The sequence below is a fragment of the Brevundimonas sp. Root1279 genome, assembly GCF_001425945.1.
Classification (GTDB): domain Bacteria; phylum Pseudomonadota; class Alphaproteobacteria; order Caulobacterales; family Caulobacteraceae; genus Brevundimonas.
Genome location: NZ_LMEB01000007.1, coordinates 87,322 through 107,981, shown reverse-complemented (window position 1 = coordinate 107,981; position 20,660 = coordinate 87,322). Strand labels below are relative to the sequence as shown.

Here is a 20,660-nt window from a genome sequence, read left to right as displayed (position 1 = left end):
ACCCGTAAGGCAAAAAGGCGGCGCCCGAAGACGCCGCCCTTCTGTTTTCGTATCGACCCGGACCTAGTCGAGGGTCCGCTTGATCTCTTCGACCGTGAAGCACTCGATGTAGTCGCCGGCCTTGATGTCCTGGAAGCCCTGGAAGTGCATGCCGCACTCCTGGCCCGACGGGACCTCGTTGACCTCGTCCTTGAAGCGCTTGAGCGTCGTGAGCGTGCCCAGCTCCAGCACCACCACGTCGTCGCGGATGATGCGGACCTTGGCGCCCTTGCGCACCACGCCTTCGGACACGCGGCAACCGGCGATCTTGCCGGTCTTCGAGATGTCGAAGACCTGGAGCACCTGGGCGTTGCCCAGGAAGGTTTCGCGCTGCAGCGGCGCCAGCATGCCCGAGAGCACGCCCTTCATGTCGTCGAGCAGGTCGTAGATGATCGAGTAGTAGCGGATCTCCACGCCCTCGCGGTCGGCGAGGTCGCGGGCCTGTTTCGAGGCGCGGACGTTGAAGCCGAGGATCGGCGCGCCGGCCGACTTGGCCAACTGCACGTCGCTCTCGGTGATGCCGCCGGCGCCCGACATGACGGTGCGGGCGCGGACCTCGTCGTTGCCCATCTTGTCGAGCGAGCCGACGATGGCTTCGGCCGAACCCTGCACGTCCGCCTTGATGACCACGGGCAGTTCCGAGATCTTCTTGGCGCCCAGCTTGGACATCATGTCGGCCAGCGAGACCTGGTTGATGCCGCCGGTGGCCTTTTCGCGCTTCACGCGGGCGCGGTACTCGGTCAGTTCGCGGGCGCGGGCCTCGCTCTCGACCACGGCGAGCGGCTCGCCCGGCGACGGCGCCTCGTCCAGGCCGAGGATCTCGACGGGGACGGAGGGACCGGCTTCGGTCAGCTGTTCGTTGCGCTCGTTGAGCAGGGCGCGGACCTTGCCCCAGGCGGAGCCGGCCACGACGATGTCGCCGCGCTTCAGCGTGCCGCGCTTGACCAGGATGGTCGCGACCGGGCCGCGGCCCTTGTCGAGCTTGGCCTCGATGACCACGCCTTCAGCCGAGCGATCCGGATCGGCCTTGAGGTCCATGACCTCGGCCTGCACCAGGATGGCGTCGATCAGGCCTTCGAGGTTGGTGCGGTTCTTGGCCGACACCTCGATGATCTGGGTTTCGCCGCCGAGGCTTTCAGCGATGACTTCGTACTGCAGCAGCTCGTTGACCACCTTGGTCGAGTCGGCGCCCGGCTTGTCGATCTTGTTGACCGCCACGATCAGCGGCGCATTGGCCGCCCGGGCGTGCTGGATGGCCTCTATGGTCTGCGGCATGACGCCGTCGTCGGCGGCCACGACCAGCACCACGATGTCGGTGACGTTGGCGCCGCGCGCCCGCATCGCCGAGAAGGCGGCGTGGCCCGGGGTGTCCAGGAAGGTGACCCGCTGGCCGTTTTCCAGGCGAACCTGATAGGCGCCGATGTGCTGGGTGATGCCGCCTGCTTCGCCGCCCGCCACGTCCGTGGTGCGCAGGGCGTCGAGCAGCGAGGTCTTGCCGTGGTCGACGTGGCCCATGATAGCCACGACTGGCGCACGCGGCGTCGTCGCCTCGGAGTCGGCCGCGTCGGCGTCAGACAGGAAGCCGGTTTCAACGTCGGACTCGGACACGCGGCGCACGGCCATGCCGTACTCTTCGGCGACCAGTTCGGCGGTGTCGGAATCGATGACGTCGTTGATCTTCATCATCATGCCCTGACGCATCAGGAATTTGATGATGTCGACGCCGCGGACGGCCATCCGGTTGGCCAGTTCACCGACCGTGATGGTGTCGGGGATGACCACTTCGCGCGGACGGTTGGGCGCGTCGGTCGAGCCGCCCTTGCGCTTTTCCTTTTCGCGTTCACGAGCCCGGCGAACCGAGGCCAGCGAGCGCATGCGCTCGGCGGCGTCCTCGTCGCCACCGGCCACGGCCTGGATGGTCAGTCGGCCTTCACGGCGCTTCGGCTCGCCGCGGGTGCGGCTGACGGCCTTGCCCGGACCGGCGTCGCTGAAACGCTTGTCGCGATCTTCCTCGGCCTTGCTGCCGGCGGGACGGCCGAAGCCGGCGCGCGCGGGGCGGGCGACCTCAGGGGTGGCCGGCGGGGCGTTGGGGGCCGGACGGCCGCCGGGGCCGGTGCGCGGACCGCCCGGACGGGCGGCGCCGGGAGCCGGACGCGGGGTCAGGGCCGAATAGCGGACCGGCTCGGCCGGACGGCCGGCGCCGCCTTGCGGACGACCGGCTGCGCCTTGCGGGCGGCCGGCGGCCGGCTGCGGACGATCCGAATAGCTGCGCTCGCCGCCGCCCATGGCGGTTTCACGAGCCGAGCGGCCGCCGAAGGCGGGGCGTTCAGCCGGGGCGCGGGCCGGATTGCCGGGCTTGGGCGTGCGCTGGCCGAAATTGACCGTCGGACGCGCCGGAGCAGCCGGACGAGCCGGCGCCGCGGGGGCGGCCGGAGCAGGCGTCGGGGCCGGAGCGGCGGCCTCGGTCGGCGCGGGCGCCGGGGTCGGAGCCGCCGGGGCGGCCGGAGCGGCGGCCTTCGGAGCCGGCTTCGGCGGCGCGGCGGCGGCCAGCTTGGCGGCCTCGTTGCGGGCGGCCTCGGCGGCTGCGCGAGCGGCGGCGGCCTCTGCCTGGGCGGCGTTGGCGGCCTGCTCGGCGGCGGCGGCCTGTTCGCGAGCGGCGGCGTCCTTGCGGGCGCGTTCGGCGGCGGCGGCGGCTTCACGCTCTACGTTCTGGGCTGTGGCCAGTTCGATGGCGCGGCGACGGGCTTCCTGCTCGGAGGCCGACAGGTTGCCGGTGTCGCGCGGTCCGCCGGCCGGGCGCGGCGCCTGGGCGGCCGGCGTGTCGGTGCGCGGACGCGCGACATCGAAGCCTTGCGGGCGCTGATGGCCCGGTCCGGCGCCGACGCGGCGCTTGGTTTCGACCACCACGGTCTTGGTGCGGCCGTGGCTGAAGCTCTGGCGAACGGTGCCGGTCGAAACCGATCCCGCCTGCCGAGGCTTCAGGCTCAGCGGCGCGCGCGGACCCGACTGGGAGGGCGTCCCGTTCGGGTTTTGCTGGCCGTCGTTGGTCTTGTCGTTTTCGTCAGTCATCCGGTCGCTTTACTCGGGATGGCGGGAAGTCCGCCACCGTCTCGTCCAAACACAAAAAGTCGTGCGGCGCCCGCCCCCCTCAGGGAGCGGAACCCCGCCCGCTCAAATCCTTGTCCGGGTCCTCAGCCGCCTTCAGGGCCCACCCGGTGGGCTGAAGCGGTCGAAATCCCGCCAGTCGTTCGACCTCGAAGGTCCAGCGATCGGCCCGCCCGCCCTCAAGCAGGACGGCGTGTATCGCATTTTCCAGCCCGAGGGCCAAACTCAAATCGTCCGCGCTGAAAGCGCCGCAGACTTTAGGCTCGGGAGACTGATGTCTGGCCAGCGCCAGAAGCTTGCCCCGCCCGTCGGCGGACCCGTCCGCCGCCTCGATCAGCCATACGGCCCGGCCGGATCGGATCGCGGCGGCCGATTTTTCGTAGCCTGAGATAAGAACGCCTTCGCGCCGGGCAAGTCCCAACTGTTCGAGGCAGCGGCGCACCAGCAGGGTCTCGACCAGGTCCGCCAGGTCAGCGGCCGGTTTCAGCGGCGCCTTGGCGGCGCGCGAGAACAGATTCTTTTTCACCGCCGCCTCGATCGAGGCGCGGTCGGCCGCGACCCAGAGGCCGCGGCCGGGCAGCTTGCGCGCCAGGTCGGGGGCGACCGTGCCGTCCGGAGCGGCGACGAAGCGGATCAGGCGAGATTCGTCCATGACCTGGTGGGTGACCAGGTCGCGGCGTTCCCTATCGATCGTCGCTTCGCGCAGACTCATGGACGGTCGGGGCTCCCATCACGCGTCTTGGGATTCGTCGGAGTCTTCGGCGAAGACCTCCGCGTCGTCGCCTTCCGGCGCGGCCTCTTCGACGGCCTCGCCTTCCGAAGCGGCGCCCGAGAACACGGACTCGGCGTCGTATTCGCCCTCCGCGAACTCTTCTTCGTACTCCGGCTCCGGCTCAGGCTGCGGCAGCTCCGAGGCGTCGATCCAGCCGGCGGCCACACGGGCCTGGAGGATCAGCATCTCGGCGTCTTCCTGGCTCAGGCTGAAGCTTTCCAGCACGCCCGGGACCTTCACCCGCTCGCCGCCGCGGACTTCGTAGCCGCCGCGGATTTCGTCGGTGGCCAGGTCGGCCAGGTCTTCGACGGTCTTCACGCCGCCTTCGCCGAGGGCGACGGCGATCGGCAGGGTGACGCCCGGAACCTCGAGAACGCCGTCCTCGACGCCCAGCGCCTTGCGCTTGCCGTCCTGCTCGGCGGCCTGACGGTCGAGGAAGTCGCGGGCGCGGGCCTGCAGCTCCTCGGCGGTCTCTTCATCGAAGCCTTCGATGTCCGAGATTTCGTAGGGCTCGACGAAGGCCAGGTCTTCCACCGTGGCGAAGCCTTCGGTGACCAGCAGCTGGGCGATGACTTCGTCGACGTCCAGGGCTTCCTGGAACAGGGCGGTGCGCTCGGTGAATTCCTTCTGGCGGCGCTCCGAGTCCTGCGACTCGGTGATGATGTCGATCTGCCAGCCGGTCAGCTGCGAGGCGAGGCGGACGTTCTGGCCGCGGCGGCCGATGGCCAGCGACAGCTGCTCGTCCGGCACCACGACTTCAACGCGGTCGGCTTCTTCGTCGAGCACGACCTTGGACACTTCGGCCGGGGCCAGGGCGTTGACGATGAAGGTCGGCTCGTCCTGGTTCCACTGGATGATGTCGATCTTCTCGCCCTGCAGTTCGGCGACGACCGCCTGCACGCGCGAGCCGCGCATGCCGACACAGGCGCCGACCGGGTCGATCGAGGAGTCATTCGACAGCACGGCCATCTTGGCGCGCGAGCCGGCGTCGCGGGCGGCGGCGCGGATCTCGATCACGCCGTCGTAGACTTCCGGAACTTCCTGCGCGAACAGCTTGGCCATGAAGCCCGGGTGCGAGCGCGACAGCATGACCTGCGGGCCCTTCGCCTCGGGGCGCACGTCGTAGATGTAGGTGCGGATCCGGTCGCCGATGTTGAACACTTCGCGCGGGATCGAGTCGTTGCGGCGCATGATGCCTTCGCCACGGCCCAGGTCGACGATGGTGTTGCCGTATTCGACACGCTTGACGGTGCCGTTGACGATCTCGCCGACGCGGTCCTTGAACTCTTCGTACTGGTTGGCGCGCTCGGCGTCGCGAACCTTGCCCATGACGACCTGGCGAGCCATCTGGGTCTGCACCCGGCCGAACTCGAACGGCGGCAGGTGCTCGATGTATTCCTTGCCGACGACGGCCTCCGGATCGCGCTTCATCGCGTCCTTGAGGCGCACCATGGCGCTGTCGTTGAACTCTTCCAGTTCGTCTTCCGGCTGCCAGTCGTCCTCGACGATGGTCACGTGACGGGTCAGAGCCAGTTCGCCCGACTTGATGTCGATCTTGGCGCGGATGTCGTGATGCGCGCCGTAGCGCGACTTGGCGCCCTTCTGGATCGCTTCCTCGATCGCCTCGACGACGATCTCCTTGTCGATATTCTTCTCGCGCGCGACCGCGTCGGCGATCTGCAGCAGCTCAAGACGGTTCGCGGAAACGCCAGCGACAGCCATGATTAGTCCTCGGTCTCAACAGAGTTGTTGTCGTTACGGGCGGCGCGCTTCTCGGCGCCCGCCTTCATCAGTTCGTCGGTCAGCACCAGCTTGGCGTCGACCAGCCATTCGAACGGGATGAGGGCGGTGTCCTCCTCCCCTTCCAGATCCATCGCCACGCTGTCGCCGTCGATTCCGGCCACCACGCCTTTGAAGCGCTTGCGGCCCTCGATCATGCGGTCGGTCTCCAGCCGCGCCTCGTAGCCCTCGAACAGGTCGAAGTCGGACAGGCGCGTCAGCGGGCGGTCGACGCCCGGCGACGAGACTTCCAGCAGATATTCGCCGGCGATCGGGTCGGCGGCGTCGAACACTTCCGAGACGGCCCGGCTCAGGCGGGCGCATTCCTCGACGGCGATGTCGTGGTCCTCGGGACGCTCGGCCATGATCTGGAGTCGACGACGCTGGGTGCCGCCCATCAGACGCACGCGCACGATGTCGAGGCCCAGGCTCTCGGCCACGGGTTCGATCAGCTCCAGCAGAGCGCGGTCTTCGGCGGTCTTGGCCTTCAAGGGTAGTCCCAGACAAAACAAAAGCGGCTGGCCGTCCGGGCCGCCGCTTCAAACGGCGCCGTCGGACGCCGGTCTAACGATGTGAGGCGGCATATAGACCCGCCGAACAGGTTTGTCAGCCCCTCATTGCCAACCGCTGCGGCGCGCTCCAGAAACGGCTTCGATGAACGTCCACTGGATCCCGCTCGATCACCCCGGCCGCCTGGGCGTTTCGCGACGTCCCGACGGCGGCGATCACCTGGACGGGGAAATGTCGGCCCTGGCGCACGGCATGGTCGACCAGGTGGTCAGCATGCTCGAGACCGCCGAGGCCGAGATGCTCGGACTGGGTGGGGAGCGCGAGGCCGCCCATCGGCACGGCCTGGGCTTCTACAACTTCCCGATCCCGGACCATGGCGTGCCCCCGAACGTCGGGCACTACCGCCGCGCCGCCGCCGCCATCGACAAGCGGTTGCGATCCGGTCAGTCGCTGGTCATCCACTGCCGCGCCGGCCTGGGGCGGGCCCCGTCCATGGCCATCAGCGCCCTGATCTGCGGCGGCATGAATCCCGACGAAGCCATCCTCCGCGTCGGCCGCGCCCGCGGTCGGCCGGTGCCTGAGACCGACGAGCAGTACGAGTTTCTGAAAGCCTTCGCGGCGGGGGAGCTGTGAAGGCTGCCGGCCTGTTCCCGGCGGTCGCCTTCGCCCTGCTGACCGCGCTTTGCGCCCAGGTCGCCGTGCCCATGGCTCCGGTGCCGATGACGCTGCAGACCTTCGCCATCCTGATGGGCGGGGTGCTGCTGGGGCCGGTCTGGGGCGGCGGCGCCGCGCTGATCTATCTGGCCATGGCCGCGGCGGGTCTTCCGGTGCTGTCGGACGGCGCCGGAGGGCTTGCGTCGTTCAGCGGCCCGACGGCGGGCTATCTGGTCGCCTTCCCGATCGCCGCCGCGCTCGCCGGCCTGCTGGCGCAACGGACGAAGGGCCTTGTCGCCCTCACGGCCGGATTGTTCGGCCTGCACCTGCTGATCCTCGCCCTGGGCGCGGGCTGGCTGGCGACGAAGATCGGCGTCGAGGCCGCCATCGAGCACGGCGTGACGCCCTTCCTGATCGGAGCCGCGGTGAAGTCGGCGATGGTCGCTCTGATCGGCTTCCTCGCCCTGCGCCGGGCCTCCGGCCGCCGCGTCAAACGCGGGTGAACTCCAGGAAGATCGGCGGGGTGTCGCCCAGCTTCTTTTCCTCGTAGCGGGTGACCACGTGGTCGGCCGGCGCCGTGCGCCAGTCGTCGGCGCGCTCGGCGATCCAGGCCAGGCCCGGGGTGCGCTCGAACCGCTCCAGGGCCCAGTCGGCGTAGTCCTTCCAGTCGGTGACGAAGCGCAGCCGGCCGCCCGGCTTCAGCAGGCGGACGATCTCGGCGCAGCTCTCGTCCTGGATCAGGCGGCGCTTGTTGTGGCGGGCCTTCTGCCAGGGGTCGGGAAAGAGGATCATCACCCGGTCCAGCGAGCCGGCGGGCAGGGCGTTCATCACATCGCGGCCGTCGCCGGCGTGCAGGCGCACGTTCTTCAGCTGCTGCTCGTCGATATGGCGCAGCGCCGATCCTACGCCGTTCAGGAAGGGCTCGCAGCCGATCATCAGGGCGGTCGGATGGCGCGAGGCCTGTGCGGCCAGGTGTTCGCCGCCGCCGAAGCCGATCTCGAGCCAGACTTCCTCGGCGCCCGGCATCAGGGCCTGCGGGTCGATCGGGCCGGCGGCGGGGGCGGGCACCGCGATGGTCGGCAGCAGGGTGTCGAACAGGGCCGCCTGGCGCGGCTTCAGCGTGCGCGACTTGATGCGGCCGAACGAGCGGAGGGGGCCCCAGGTCGGGGCGGACGAGGTGTCGGAGGGGGAGGACATGGCGCGCCTTATAGGCGGTCGCGCGAAAGGCGCGAGTCCTTCACAAGCGGAGCCGGTTCCCCATCTGCGGGGAGGAGGGTCGGCGCATGGCGGACATCATCGGCTGGGCCGCGGGCCTGGCGCTGATCGGACTGGTGATCTGGGCGACGCTGGCGACGGCCGGCGGGCGCGGCCGTGCGGCCTCGCGCCGCAAGGGCGGGTTCCAGATGGTGGCGGCCATGCTGTTCGGCTTCGGGGCCGTGCTCGATCCGCCCCAGCGCCACGTGGCCGAAGCCAAGGACGAGGCGCCGAAGGGCTCGCCGGAGACCGGTGAACCCGAACTCGACGACGAACCCTAGAGCAGCGCCTGCAACTTCTCGGCCAGGTCGGTCTTCTCCCAGCCGAAGCCGCCGTCCGCGTCCGGCTCGCGGCCGAAGTGGCCGTAGGCGGCGGTGCGGGCGTAGATGGGCCGGTTGAGGCCGAGGTGCTGGCGGATGGCGCGCGGGCTGGCGCCGCCGATCAGCTTGGGCAGTTCGGCTTCCAGCACATGCTCGTCGATCTTGCCGGTGCGGTGCAGGTCGACGTGGACGCTGAGCGGCTCGGCGACGCCGATGGCGTAGCTGAGCTGGATGGTGCAGCGCTCGGCCAGGCCGGCGGCGACCACGTTCTTGGCCAGGTAGCGGCAGGCGTAGGCGGCCGAACGGTCGACCTTGGTCGGATCCTTGCCCGAGAAGGCGCCGCCGCCGTGCGGGGCCGCGCCGCCGTAGGTGTCGACGATGATCTTGCGCCCGGTCAGGCCGGAGTCGCCGTCCGGGCCGCCGATCTCGAACACGCCCGTCGGGTTGATGTGCCAGACGGTCTGGTCGGTGATCAGCGCGGCCGGCAGGACCGACTGGACGATCGGTTTGACGATGGCGGCGACGTCCGCCTGGGTCAGGCCCGGCTTGTGCTGGGTGGAGACGACGATGGCGGTGGCCGCCACCGGCTTGCCGTTCTCGTAGCGCAGGGTGACCTGGCTCTTGGCGTCCGGCTCCAGGTTGGGCTCGCGACCCGAATGGCGAGCTTCGGCCAAGGCCTTCAGGATGTTGTGGCTGTACTGAAGGGTGGCCGGCATCAGCTCCGGCGTCTCGTTCGAGGCGTAGCCGAACATGATGCCCTGGTCGCCCGCGCCCTCGTCCTTCTCGTTGGTGGCGTCGACCCCGACGGCGATGTCCGCCGACTGGGCGTGCAGCCAGCATTCGTAATTGGCCTTGGCCCAGTGGAAGCCGTCTTGCTCGTAGCCGATGTCCTTCACCGCAGCGCGGACCAAGGGCTCAAGGCTGTCGATGATCGCCTGGGTGAAGGCCTCGTTCTCTTCCTTGGTGTTCCCCGGCTTGGTGGCGCGCACCTCGCCCGCGAGGATGATGCGGTTGGTGGTCACCAGGGTTTCGCAGGCGACGCGCGCCTCCGGATCCTGGGCCAGGAAGGCGTCGACGACTGTGTCTGAGATGCGGTCGGCGACCTTGTCCGGGTGTCCTTCGGAAACGCTTTCGGAAGTGAACAGGAAGGACGAACGGGCCAAGGCGGACTCCTCGAGAGGCAATGTCCGACAGACATATAAAGATATGTTTATATGTTCAAGTCGCTGGGCGACGACGCGTCCATGTAGCGGTCTCGCTGACGGGGCGTTCGCCCGCCAGCCATCGCTCGACGACGCCGCCGAAGATCGACAGCACCAGCACCACGCTGAGCCCCATCCGCGCCGCCATGTCGCCTCGCACGGTCAACTCGGGCACCAGAACCATAGAGGCGTGGACCACCAACATGAGGATCATCGAGGCGGTGGCCGCGAACGGCCACCAGCGGTTGCTCCGCAGGGCCAGCCAGGCGAAGGCCCCGGTGACGATCAGATCCGCGATCGCGTCTCCGATTTGGAGATCGTCGATCCTCAGCCCCCGGCCGGCGTAGGACGACAGGTAGGCGAGGATGCAGATCAGCACGCCCTTTCGCTCGGCGTGTCCGCCTTTCAGCCAGGCGATCAGGAAGACCGCCAGGCTCAGAACGAGCAGGAAGATCGAGAAGGGCGTCATGGACGGCTCCGCCCCGGCGACGGGATTGATTGAATGGGTCGCAGCCCGCGGCGACTCAGCCTTGAGTCGCCGGCTGGGCGACGGTGTGTCGGTCGATGACCTGGGCCTGGCTGGTGAAGTCGGCGACCATGTCGGCCACAGCCTTCACCATTACGGCGCCGAGGACGACGGCGACGGCGAGGATCAGGAGACGGAGGGCCCAGCCGCGGGGCGGAGCGACATAGCCGAACCGCCGGTGGGGTGGCGGGCGCCGACCTGGGCCATCACCCAGCCCGCGCTCAGCACCTGGCGCAGCAACTCCCGGGGCGTCGCCAGCTTCGCGTCGTCCGCCAGGCCCCGCATCAGGTGCGCTCGCACCGGATCGCCCTCCCCCGCCGGACTGAACGCGTCCAGCGCCGCCTCCAGGTCCTCCCAGGTCCAGTGGGGAAGCGGCGTACTGTCTGATGCCATGGTCTGACTCCCTGTCGAGGACGGGATCAGAAGTCAGGGTTTCACCCGAGCCAATGGGGTCTTTCGTAGACTCTGGTACGTTTCGTTCCAGGAGGGCGAGGGCGGCCTTGCGGCGGTTGACGCCCAGACGGCGACAGGCCTCGTGCACGTGCTTCTTGACGGTGGCCTCGGACAGGCCCAGCCGGACGGCGATCTCCTTGTCGGTCAGGAAGGCGGTCAGACGCAGGCATTGTTCCTGACGCGCGCTGAGACTTGGCGACATCGATCGCTCCGATACAGGCGATCCTAGCTAGGACGATCCGGCGGAGGCGTCCAGATCGACCCTCGTCGAACGAGGCGATCCGGAGCCTCCGCGGGCCGTGCGTCAGTTGCGGCTCGGGAAGATGCCTTCCAGAGCGATTGACCAGTTGATGGTCAGGTACGGCTGCATGATCGAGAAGGGCTGGTTGCCGCCGTTCGCGCCGATCGACGCGGGCGCCAAGGCGATCGTCGGCGTGGCCGGAGCCGGGGCGTAGATGGTCACCGCCACCGGGTTGAGCGACGTCTCGTCCTGGCCGGTCGGGCAGCCGAGGACATTGCCTGCCGCCGGCGCAGAGGTGGCGCCGACCGTGGTCGAGGCGTTCAGGGAGTGGTTGTGGGCCGGCATCTGCTGGGTGGTCAGGGTGACCGTCTCGGTCCCCGAAATCTGGCCCATGCTGTACGGGCTGAGGCCCGGAGACTGGCCCTGCCCGTTGGGGACCCGGCCGCCCAGATTGGGCAGTTGGAAGGTGGTCTGGCCGTTGCCGCCGTAGGTCGTGCCGAGCAGCGAGAACAGCGCGGAGTTCTGCGCGATCGCCAGGACCTGGCCCTGGCATGTCGCCCAGCCGCGGGGCGCGAAGTTGAAACCGTAAGCTTGGATCGTACCGATAAAGGGCTCCGCCATCGACGTCTCCGTAGGTTGGCTTTCAATGGCGACGGGATGTCGCGCGCATACTGCCTAGCCTGTTCGGCCGACCGTCACCACAAGAATGTAGAACAACGTTCGGTTAACCTATCCGTGCACGGACCTGGGCGGCGTCCGGGCTCGTCTCAAGCTGGAACCCGACCGCTCCGAACAGGGCCAGGGAGGCGGCGTTGCCGGGGAATATGGACGCCGTCGCCGGCCGCCCCGTCGCTCGGGCTTCGTCGACGACCCGAGCCAGCAGGGCTGAGGCCAGGCCGCGCCGCCGCCAGACGCCGGCCACGGCGATCTCGACGACGTGCAGGGTCTCGGGCCGGGGATCCAGCAGCAGCAGGCCCGCCACCTGGCCGCCCACGACCGCGACGCGCCGGAACAGGTCCGGGAAGGCGGTCAGCCCGGCCTCGCGACCGCGCACCTGGATGTCCAGCAGCGGCCCGTCGCGCATCTCGGGCGGCAAGCCGGCGAGCGCCTCGCTCAAATGTTCGCGGACGATCCGGGCGACGGCATCGGCGTCGGCGGGCGTCTCGGGGCGTAGGTCGATCTCGGCGGGGTCGATACGGCTCGGCTTCATGACCGCAGATTGCGCACGTCGCCGGGACATGCACCATGGGGCGGTCGCATGGACGGGGACGAAATCATGGATGTCATCGCGCGGAAGCTGACGCTGGCCGACTTCGAGTCCCAGGTCGGCCATCCCTGGCTGGTCGACGCCACCCCCCAGCCGATCGCGGTCCGCCTCGACTCGGCCGACCGGCTGAAACCGAACGGCCTCGGCGCCGCCGAGCCCTTCATCCTGACCTTCTCGACGCCCTGGGACGCCCTGCTCAGCGAGGGCCACTACGTCATGCGCGCCCGCGGCGACGGCCCGCCGCTGTCGGTGCACCTCATCCCGACCCAGACCCCTCCGGGCCCGCGCCGGGCGTACCATGCGGTGTTCAACTGAACTGAGGAAAAGAGTGGTGCCGCTTAGGTGACTCGAACACCTGACCCCCGCATTACGAATGCCGCGTCAAATATACGGGGTTCGACGGGGGCAGACGGAAAGGTACGAAAATACAGTTCGGTAGCGGCTGATCGCACGACGACCTACGGGGCACAACTGCCGAAAACGGGTTCGCTTGCTTCCATATTGCTTCCACGAAAGGCCCGCCGTAGCTCCTGAGGAAAGGAGATCGACTTGCCCCGTAGAACCAGCCAACGACTGACCAAGACCCTCATTGATAACGCCGCCAACGACTCCGTTGTTTGGGACGCGGAGGTGCCGGGCTTCGGCCTGCGCGTGACCCCCGCTGGAAGTCGCAGCTTTGTATTTCAGTTCCGATCTAGCCGCTCGGAACAAGGCCGCCTCACCGTCGGTCGGTATCCGGCGATGAGCGTGGAGCAGGCCCGCAAGATCGCCCGAGCATATCGAGTTTCTGTCGATCAAGGAGGCAACCCGAGCCGAGACAGGAAAGGGTCGCGGGAAGCGGTCACGCTATCCGAACTCGCAACTCACTACTGCGAGGTCTATGGGCCGCAGCGGGGCCTGAAGGCACAGACGATCAGCGACGCGCGCCGCCTGCTGGACCGCTACGCCCTGCCTCGCTTTGGACGACGGAAAGTCATCGAGATCACGGTCGGCGACATCCGGTGCATTCACAATGACACTCGCGAAAAGGTCAGCCGTTACCAAGCGAACAAGCTCCGCGCCGTGCTGAGTCGGATGTTCACGCTTGCCATCCAGAATGAATGGCGAAGCGACAACCCGTGCCGAGGGGTGGAGAAGTTCCAGGAGGACCGCCGGTGGAACTACCTCTCTCCTGCCCAAGTCACCGCGCTTCTCGACGCCTGTGACAGCTATCGCGATCAACACGCAGCCGACGGCGTCAGACTCCTCCTGTTCACCGGCGCGCGGCTTCGGGAAGTGACAAAAGCGACGTGGGACCAGTTCGACCTAGATCAAGGTTTCTGGGTAAAGCCGTCGAGCCACACCAAGACCAAGATTGTTCACCGCCTCCCGCTCGCGCCAGCGACCGTGGAAATGCTGCACCGGATGCGATCAGAACGTCCGGACACGCCTTTCCTGTTTCCCGGAAGGGACGGGACCAAGCCGCGTGTTGATCTAAAGCGGCCTTGGCAGTGCATTCTCGAAAGCGCGGACATTGGACACCACCGGCGACACGATCTGCGGCGCACGAACGCCAGCTTCATGCTGTCCACCGGGTCCGACCTGATGACCGTCGGAAAGAGCCTCGGACACACGCAAGCTTCGACCACCCTCGGGTATGCCTCGCTCTTCCACACGGTCCAGAAGGACGGCATCACGAGGGCAACAGAACTGATGCGAGCGGGCCGCTGAAATCGGAAGTCTTAGAGATTTCGACCGCTTAATGGACCGGGGGGCCCTGTTCATTCGGGGGTATAAGGTTTGGGGCCTTATATTCGCGGGTCGAAATCTACCTGATGAAACCTAACAATAATCGGCTCCAGCTGTTTGGTTAGCCCTTATACAGATGCACCTTGATCCGGCGCGTCCGGCCCAAACCCTGTCATGGCAAGGGATTGGTGAAGCTGACCAGATTGCGAACCTGAATGGTCAACCTGACAAATCCTAATGGCCGGCGACGGTCCGGGATCGGAAGTGACGTTGGTCATCGGTAGTGGGCGAGACAATCAACGCTTCTCCGTAGTCCGCCGCGTTCGGAACGGCTCCCTATAAGGGCGTTCTCGCTTACGATTTAACGCAGCTCGCGCTACAATATGCGCTCCAGAAAACAACGCGAGACGCGCCCCGGACTGACCCCTCTTGCCCTCAAAATATCGACGTGCCGCAATCGCCGACGCTCTCTATGACCTCGCAGAGACAAATGGGGTCACACACTTTGGAACGTTGAAGTTGGGCCTAGTCGGGCGGTCGAAAATCGATCTCCACCGCGAGTTGCTGAAGCCCTTGGCGGTGGTCCTCCGCACCTACGGGTACGACCGCTCTCATCTACCCAACCGCTCCACCCTCAAGGCCGATCACCTGCCGTTTTTGGTTGGTGTGGCAGAACGCTACGACCGGGCAGGATCGCTCGATCCCCACCTTCACTATTTCGTCCGTCTGCGGCCCGATGAAGAACCCCGCTATCGCGGCTTTCTCAGGTCGCGCTTCGGGCGGGACTGCACCGAGGGAGCGGGCGGCCTGAAGGCGCTGACTTATCCAGCGGGCCTCCCGGCGGAAATGCGCCAGTTCCTCTTTCCGACCGAAGTTTCCATCCTGGCTCGCCCGACAAGGCCTCTCATCAGGCGTCGAGACGCGACCCCGACTTTCGACCTCCAACCTCTTTCAAGCGACTGGAGGCGAGCTGCCCACTACGTGGTCAAGCAAAGCATCACAGCGGACATCATCACGCACCTCGAACTTCTGAAACTCTGACCAACGACTCAAGATTTTGACGAAACCCCTGCGGTCGGCCCCGGCGTACGACGGGGCGCAGGGTTTGTCGGTGGTGGCCGTGTCCATAGCCGTCTGACGACATACGGGAGAAGCGTGGCCCCACCGCGCACAGCCCCGGCCCGACATGGGTAAAAGCCGAAATGGGCACGGGAACTGGCTGATCACCAGTGAAGAGCACGCTAGAGCATTGGAGGCTGGATTCGCGATCCGACCCCCAATGTTCAAGTGTGCCTAAATAAATAATCACAGTAAATGTAATACGCGACAGATTATCGCGAAGATATATTTCCCATTGTTCAAAGACGGATCGAAAAACTATCAACGTCGGACAACAGGAGTTCGACAATGAAGCAATACGTTCTATCCATCATCACTTTCGGCGTTCCAATGCCGCAGCCTTTTACGGCCCCGTCTGATCATGACGCGCTCTGGTTCGCGAGAGGTTTCATCGAAGGATCTATCGGGCGTGACCGGGCCGCTTATCTCAGCTCGGAATGGCGTCTGGACGCGACGCCGGAAAGCGGCGTGTTCGACGAAGCGAGTGAGTTTGGACGCTGCGTTATTGAGGAAGTCGATGGGGTCATCGGCCAGTCGTGGAAAACGCGCCGTCGCCGCCCCTCTGGACCCGATATGCATGTCGAAGACCCGCACGATGCCCCGAGACCCCCTCGCCCCGGCGGCCCGACCTCCAGCGGAACGGTGAGGAAGAAGGCAGCAGGCTCGAAGTAGCCAGTTGAGACACACGCCGCGCCCCACGGGACTTTGGTCGCTCCGCGACCTTCATGCCCTGTCCGCGAGTCACGTTAGGTAAATATCTACACATACGCCTTGCGTCTTGGGTAGAGGGTAGCCTATATAGGCACACCTCTACCCAAGGAGCAGCTTCATGACCCAATACGACCCCGCGCCGGCCATCGCGCTGATCGCCAGCATTCAGACGCAGCTGGATCGTCTTAAGGCCCTCGTCCAAACCAGTCAGGCCACGCCCGATCCGAAAGACGCCCGCAACAAGCTGCCCGACGGCAAACTCACCCCCCGGGGTGTGGAGGTCTGCTACCGGCTCTTCGATGCGGGGAAGACCCGTTACGCGGTATCCGAGGCGATGGGCATTTCCTACGGCGCCGCAACCTACCGCTACGGCGCATGGGAGAAAGAGGGCGGCCCCGATCGCGAGAAACAGCCCCTCGCCTGAACCCCAACTTCAACCGACAGGAACGATCACCATGACACGCGAAGAAACCGCCTTGGCCTACGTGAACGGGACCGACGACAAGAAGGGGCTGGAGAGACTGATCCAGAACGCAAAGCGCCTCGGATATCCCAAAGTCGAAGAGGCGGCTTTCAGACGGCTGATCTCGCTGCACCCGGAATGCGAGCCGGGCAGCATTGACCATGACTTCTGGAGCATGGTGCAGGCCTTCGAATATGTCCTGACCGAAGAGAGGGGCAAGACAACGCGACTTGGACGGACGCGGCCCAAGGCGCTCAAGGACGGCGTGGTCGCGACACTTGCGGGCTGGGCGACCAGCAATCAGGTGACGGAGGGCTTCCAGATGCTCCAGGATCGTGAAATGCTTGACCTCTCCGGGGAGGCCATTGTCATTCGGCATCCTGATGAGTTTGCACCCGAGGTGGTGGAGGCCGCGAAGCGCCGCCTGGAATCCGTCGGCTATCTCGTGAACTAGAACCGGCGTGGCGATTAGGCCTGCCCCGTCTCCTGCACGACCGGTTCCGCCGTGCGGGGGAACGCTTCCGGCCCGGAAGCTCTGAGGGCGGAGATAATCTCGCGCATCTGCTTGTCGTCGATGGTGATGACGGAGAACCAGTCCACCGACCCGTTTCCATTCCGGTAGCCGTCGGGCAGGGCAAACCCTTCAGGCGTTAGTTCGGGCCATGAGTCCAGCAGATCGGCGCCATACTGGCGGCTGTTGTGCTTGAGGGCGTTGTTCAGGTCTCTGACCGCGTTCAGCCGCGCGTGCGGGGTGACCCCTTTTTTCTCGACCCCTCCCCGTAGCTCCGCGTGATCGGCCCTGGCTCCGACTTCGGCCCACTGACCGACCATCCGCTCCCACGAATGATATAGCGCGATCACGAAGGCTTTGCGGATGTTGGCGAGACCCTCGTCGATGAGTTCCAGATCAAAGCTGTAGGCATCAGACTGGTCCCAAATCTTCCGCCCGTCGTCAGCCCATTCGCCGATTCTCTTCCCGCCCGCCTCGTACTCAGCGGCTTCAGCGACAATTCGCTCACGCTTGTCAGAAAGCCCGCGCTCCGCCTCGGCCAGGGTGTCTTCGAGAACCATCAGGCTCCGACCATAGTCGTAACCGTGGACGTTGAAGCCGAGCCCCTGAAATAGCGTTGCCACAAGCTCGCTCCGTTAGACCTTCTTTGGAATTGGGTCAGGGCTATCACGCCCTGTCGTTTAGTGTTTCCGGCGGTCAGGCAGCGAATGCATCGTCGCCATCGACCCGCCTCCGCACTTCGGCGTGGAGGGCTTCGATTTCCTCGAAATGCGCATTGTCTGCCAAGGCGGCGACATCAAACTGGGCGCAGAAGTCGAGATCGATGAGGGACATGTAGCTGCCGTGGATAAGGACCTCGCGGACCTGATCTGCGACCTCGGCGTGCTCCCTGACTTCCGGGTCGGCGGAGTCGAGAAGGAAGCGCCTGTAGCCCTCCATGATAATGCTCTCGCTGTGCCCCTGGATTTCGGTGACGGCGCGGATGATCTCGCGGACCTTGATGACGAGCTCGGCCTCGGTGCTGAAGAAGATATTGCCGTTGGAATGGGCGGTCTCGTTCCGGTCCTTCACCAGCTTCGTGTAGGCGCCGATCTTGCCGTTGTCGCACTGGATGAGCTTCAGGAAGCGCATCACATGGCTCTCGTTCACGACATGGAAGGTGAAGGGGCTGGTCGCTTCGAGGAGGCTCCTCTCCATGTCCTTGCCGAAGCCGATCAAGGCGGTCGCGAACTCCTCCGGCTTGATCTGCTTGATCTGCCAGATGTTGAAGTAGACGAAGCTCATCACGAGCATATGGTAGGCGAGGAAGGCGAACTGATATTTGCCGTGCTCTACGTTCGTTTCGAATGCCTGCCAGAGAAAGCGGACATAATCGCCCTCCTTCGGCGTTCGGTACGACAGCGGAAGGAACCCTTCCAGCTGGCCGGCCTCTTCGATCATGCCGCCTCCTGCTCGCTCGCTTCACCCCAGACCCGGGCAATGGCGGCGTCGACCTTTCTCTCGAAACGGGCGATCAAATCGCGGTTGCCAGTTACCAAGGCTTGCTCGGCCTCGATTTCGGCCACGATAGCCCGTTGGACCTCAAGAGGTGGAAGCGCGATCTTCGTGCTGAACAGTTGGTCACGGTTGATTTTTGGGATACTGGCTCGTTCGTAGAAGCCACGGATTGAGCTTTGAAACCGCTCCGACAAGAGCGTCTTTTCAATGAACGTGATGTCGGCGACTGCCTCATTGATTGCGAGCGGGTACATGTCCGAACTGCAGTAGGCGTCAATATCGATAACGGTCAGCTTGTTCAGATAGGGGCGGATTTTACTATAGAGCAGCCGCTTGCCGTTGAACTGGTAAACTGGACCGTTCACTCGCTGTTCCTCAGCGCTCTCGACCTTGAGGAGCCGCCCGGTGTTTGCCTCTAAGCTGTCCGCACCGAAATAAGGCTTCGAAAGATCTATGTCGGTGGTTATCTTTCCGCCCATTGCGCAGACCTCTCCAATTGGCACCTCCGGCCACTCAGGATTAGCCGGTATGAGGGGTCGGTAACTGTCGATAACGGCGCGAGCGCCGTCGATTACCCGCTGGTAACAATCAATCTCCGCCACAATTTCCTGCTGCATCTCAAGCGGCGGAAGGGGAATTTCTACAGCAGCGACAATCCCGCTGTTCAGGTTGTTGACCACGCCACCTGTCGCTTGCCTAACGAACTGCTCGTAGACAACGGAAGAGCCGAGAACATGGTACAAGTAATCCTGATCTAGTAATGAACGATCTTTGAGCCGCAGCAACAACCATCCATCGTGAATGCAGCCGTCGGTAGCCATTATGTATGGGCGTCCGAAGCTCATGGAGTTCGAAAGAATAAAGTCCCCAGGCTGAACGTAGCGCGACTTGGCAGCGCCAGCGGGCGTAACCTTTTCTTTGGTTGCAGTAATGAACTTTGCTCCCAAGGGGGCGTCACCGATCTTCACCCAGTTCACGCCGTCTGACGCATCAGTGATAAAGTCATGGATCGGTCGAGGAGATGCGCCTCGAGAAATTTCGCAGACTTCGCCGATTTTGACGATCGGCCAACGTGACTTCGCTTCTTCAGTTGGCCGGTGTCTTTCGGCGCTTAGATTGTAGTCTCCACCGTCAGTGATTGCCTTCCGTGAGACCGAGAATCCCAAGCCGACATCCAGATCGGTGCCGCCACCCGCGCGCGCGGCATGCAGCCATTCTGCAAGCGCGGCCTTCACCTGGGCCAGTTGTGATCCCTTCACCGCCTTTCTCTGAGTGCCTAGTGCGAAGCCGTCATTCTCCACCTTGAAGAAGGCGATATGTTTACAGGCCTTGGCGACTGCCCGATCAAAGATGAGGATGGACGTCTTTACACCCGAGTATGGGTTGAACACGCCGGCGGGTAGCGAGATGACGGCGGCGAGGTGGTTTTCCACCAGCCTTTTCCGAAGCGCGACATAGGCGCTCTGGCTTTGGAAGATGATCCCTTCCGGCACAACAACGGCGGCGCGCCCGTTCGGCGTCAGGTGCTCAGCTATGTAGTCCACGAAAAGGACTTCACTGCGCTTCGACGGCACCTGAAAGCGATTGTGGGGGATGATCCCACCCTTTGGCGACATGAAGGGGGGATTAGCGAGAATGACATCAGCCGTTTCGCCCCACTTATCATCGCTCGTCAGGGTGTCGTATTCCTCGACTAAAGGCTCCTTGAAATCGTGGAGGAACATGTTGACGCGACTTAGGCGGACCATGTCGGGAGAGATGTCATAGCCTTTGATGTTTCGGGCGAGACGTCCTCGTTCTTCGGGGGAGAGCAGGTCGCCCTTGTAACGCTTGGGGCTTTCCAAGGCCTGCTCTGCCGCGTCAACTCCGAGATCGGTGCCGTTGCCATTCACGACCCCGGTCGTGTTCTGCTTCAGGATGTGTTTGTAGGCCGAAATTAGGAAGCCCGCCGTGCCGCACGCAGGGTCGAGGATCACCTCGTTCTTATGCGGATCGATGATCTCAACCATGAAATCGATGATGTGGCGCGGTGTCCGGAACTGGCCGGCGTCGCCCTGGCTGCCGAGCACGGACAGCAGATATTCGAAGGCATCACCCAGCCGTTCGCTGTGGTCATAGGTGAAGCCGTTGATCTCGCGGAGGAAGCTCCGGAGAGTTTCCGGGTCGCGATAGGGCAGATAGGCGTTGCGGAAGATGCTGCGGAACAGCTCCGGCAAGTCCGGGTTCTCGACCATCTTGGTCAGAGCCTCGGCATACATGTTCAACATTTCCTGCCCGCCGACACCGGGCGCGACGAGCTTTGACCAGCGATAGCGTTCGAACTCGCCGGTGAAGAATTTCCGGTCGAAGCCTAGCTCTTCCGCCTCCAGATCCATGTCGTCCATGAACTTGTAGATCAGGGCGATGGTGATCTGTTCGACCTGGCTCTTGGGGTCGGGGACCTTGCCGACAAGGATGTCTCGGCAGGTGTTGATGCGGCGCTTGGTATCTGAATCGAGCATCGTGCGCT

General features: G+C 65.2%; 22 protein-coding genes and 1 pseudogene. 9 read left to right on the top strand and 14 right to left on the bottom strand.

Annotated elements, in window-relative coordinates; translation table 11 throughout:
• Positions 1-63: 63 nt before the first annotated feature.
• The 4 genes from infB to rimP form a co-directional block, all read right to left on the bottom strand.
• The gene (gene infB / locus ASC65_RS11240; RefSeq protein WP_056453029.1) at positions 64-3,108 is read right to left on the bottom strand and encodes a translation initiation factor IF-2; all 3,045 of its coding nucleotides are present in this window, start codon (positions 3,106-3,108) and stop codon (positions 64-66) included.
• Between the two features lie 79 nt (positions 3,109-3,187).
• Positions 3,188-3,856, bottom strand: a complete 669-nt coding sequence (locus tag ASC65_RS11235; RefSeq protein ID WP_056453026.1) for an RNA-binding protein — start codon at positions 3,854-3,856, stop codon at positions 3,188-3,190.
• A gap of 18 nt (positions 3,857-3,874) precedes the next feature.
• Complete coding sequence (gene nusA / locus ASC65_RS11230) at positions 3,875-5,638, bottom strand: transcription termination factor NusA (protein WP_056453023.1); 1,764 nt, start codon at positions 5,636-5,638, stop codon at positions 3,875-3,877.
• A 2-nt stretch (positions 5,639-5,640) separates the two neighbouring features.
• Positions 5,641-6,186 (bottom strand): ribosome maturation factor RimP, encoded by a 546-nt coding sequence (gene rimP / locus ASC65_RS11225; RefSeq protein ID WP_056453020.1) that lies wholly within the window; start codon positions 6,184-6,186, stop codon positions 5,641-5,643.
• A gap of 163 nt (positions 6,187-6,349) precedes the next feature.
• Between rimP and ASC65_RS11220 the strand changes: the two genes are divergently transcribed.
• Together ASC65_RS11220 and ASC65_RS11215 are read left to right on the top strand one after the other, a co-directional pair.
• Positions 6,350-6,838 carry a protein-tyrosine phosphatase family protein gene (locus tag ASC65_RS11220; RefSeq protein ID WP_056453017.1) on the top strand — a complete coding sequence of 163 codons (489 nt, stop codon included), beginning with the start codon at positions 6,350-6,352 and terminating at the stop codon, positions 6,836-6,838.
• Positions 6,835-7,362 carry a biotin transporter BioY gene (locus tag ASC65_RS11215; protein WP_056453014.1) on the top strand — a complete coding sequence of 176 codons (528 nt, stop codon included), beginning with the start codon at positions 6,835-6,837 and terminating at the stop codon, positions 7,360-7,362. Before ASC65_RS11220 ends, ASC65_RS11215 begins: the two co-directional genes overlap by 4 nt.
• Here ASC65_RS11215 and trmB read toward each other — a convergent pair.
• Positions 7,349-8,056, bottom strand: a complete 708-nt coding sequence (gene trmB, locus ASC65_RS11210) for a tRNA (guanosine(46)-N7)-methyltransferase TrmB (protein ID WP_056453011.1) — start codon at positions 8,054-8,056, stop codon at positions 7,349-7,351. The genes ASC65_RS11215 and trmB overlap by 14 nt on opposite strands.
• An 86-nt stretch (positions 8,057-8,142) precedes the next feature.
• Here trmB and ASC65_RS11205 point away from each other — a divergent pair, with 86 nt between their 5' ends.
• Positions 8,143-8,394: a hypothetical protein gene (locus ASC65_RS11205; RefSeq protein ID WP_056453008.1), complete on the top strand. Its 252-nt coding sequence runs from the start codon at positions 8,143-8,145 to the stop codon at positions 8,392-8,394.
• On the opposite strand, the gene metK is transcribed toward ASC65_RS11205, so the two are convergent.
• The 6 genes and pseudogenes from metK to ASC65_RS17360 form a co-directional block, all read right to left on the bottom strand.
• Complete coding sequence (metK, locus tag ASC65_RS11200) at positions 8,391-9,596, bottom strand: methionine adenosyltransferase (protein WP_056453005.1); 1,206 nt, start codon at positions 9,594-9,596, stop codon at positions 8,391-8,393. The two genes, ASC65_RS11205 and metK, sit on opposite strands and share 4 nt — an antisense overlap.
• A gap of 55 nt (positions 9,597-9,651) precedes the next feature.
• Positions 9,652-10,104, bottom strand: a complete 453-nt coding sequence (locus ASC65_RS11195) for a hypothetical protein (RefSeq protein WP_056453002.1) — start codon at positions 10,102-10,104, stop codon at positions 9,652-9,654.
• A gap of 183 nt (positions 10,105-10,287) precedes the next feature.
• On the bottom strand, positions 10,288-10,554 hold the full coding sequence (locus ASC65_RS17595; RefSeq protein WP_056452999.1) for a hypothetical protein: 267 nt from the start codon (positions 10,552-10,554) through the stop codon (positions 10,288-10,290).
• 112 nt (positions 10,555-10,666) lie between these two features.
• A pseudogene (locus ASC65_RS17830) lies at positions 10,667-10,816 on the bottom strand (helix-turn-helix domain-containing protein); the annotation flags it as partial.
• Positions 10,817-10,918: 102 nt separating this feature from the next.
• Positions 10,919-11,476, bottom strand: coding sequence for a phage tail protein (locus tag ASC65_RS11185; RefSeq protein WP_056452996.1), 558 nt, complete (start codon positions 11,474-11,476; stop codon positions 10,919-10,921).
• Between the two features lie 103 nt (positions 11,477-11,579).
• Positions 11,580-12,065, bottom strand: a complete 486-nt coding sequence (locus ASC65_RS17360; RefSeq protein WP_056452993.1) for a GNAT family N-acetyltransferase — start codon at positions 12,063-12,065, stop codon at positions 11,580-11,582.
• A gap of 48 nt (positions 12,066-12,113) precedes the next feature.
• On the opposite strand from ASC65_RS17360, the gene ASC65_RS17355 reads away from it, so the two are divergent.
• The 6 genes from ASC65_RS17355 to ASC65_RS11155 all read left to right on the top strand — a co-directional run bounded on the left by ASC65_RS17355 (position 12,114) and on the right by ASC65_RS11155 (position 16,597).
• A complete protein-coding gene (locus ASC65_RS17355) occupies positions 12,114-12,437 on the top strand; it encodes a DUF6916 family protein (protein ID WP_056452990.1) in 324 nt (107 codons plus the stop codon).
• Positions 12,438-12,671: 234 nt separating this feature from the next.
• Entirely contained in the window at positions 12,672-13,832 is a 1,161-nt protein-coding gene (locus ASC65_RS11170) for a tyrosine-type recombinase/integrase (protein WP_082526011.1), read from the top strand.
• Positions 13,833-14,423: 591 nt separating this feature from the next.
• Positions 14,424-14,891 (top strand): hypothetical protein, encoded by a 468-nt coding sequence (locus ASC65_RS11165; protein ID WP_156459641.1) that lies wholly within the window; start codon positions 14,424-14,426, stop codon positions 14,889-14,891.
• A 366-nt stretch (positions 14,892-15,257) separates the two neighbouring features.
• Positions 15,258-15,641 carry a hypothetical protein gene (locus tag ASC65_RS17165; protein ID WP_156459640.1) on the top strand — a complete coding sequence of 128 codons (384 nt, stop codon included), beginning with the start codon at positions 15,258-15,260 and terminating at the stop codon, positions 15,639-15,641.
• A 157-nt stretch (positions 15,642-15,798) separates the two neighbouring features.
• Positions 15,799-16,104, top strand: a complete 306-nt coding sequence (locus ASC65_RS11160; RefSeq protein ID WP_056452981.1) for a hypothetical protein — start codon at positions 15,799-15,801, stop codon at positions 16,102-16,104.
• 31 nt (positions 16,105-16,135) lie between these two features.
• Positions 16,136-16,597, top strand: a complete 462-nt coding sequence (locus ASC65_RS11155) for a hypothetical protein (RefSeq protein WP_056452978.1) — start codon at positions 16,136-16,138, stop codon at positions 16,595-16,597.
• A 14-nt stretch (positions 16,598-16,611) separates the two neighbouring features.
• On the opposite strand, the gene ASC65_RS11150 is transcribed toward ASC65_RS11155, so the two are convergent.
• The 3 genes from ASC65_RS11150 to ASC65_RS11140 form a co-directional block, all read right to left on the bottom strand.
• Complete coding sequence (locus ASC65_RS11150) at positions 16,612-17,214, bottom strand: hypothetical protein (protein WP_156459639.1); 603 nt, start codon at positions 17,212-17,214, stop codon at positions 16,612-16,614.
• A gap of 136 nt (positions 17,215-17,350) precedes the next feature.
• A complete protein-coding gene (locus ASC65_RS11145; RefSeq protein ID WP_056452972.1) occupies positions 17,351-18,094 on the bottom strand; it encodes a hypothetical protein in 744 nt (247 codons plus the stop codon).
• Positions 18,091-20,652: an N-6 DNA methylase gene (locus ASC65_RS11140; RefSeq protein ID WP_056452969.1), complete on the bottom strand. Its 2,562-nt coding sequence runs from the start codon at positions 20,650-20,652 to the stop codon at positions 18,091-18,093. Before ASC65_RS11140 ends, ASC65_RS11145 begins: the two co-directional genes overlap by 4 nt.
• Positions 20,653-20,660: the final 8 nt, after the last annotated feature.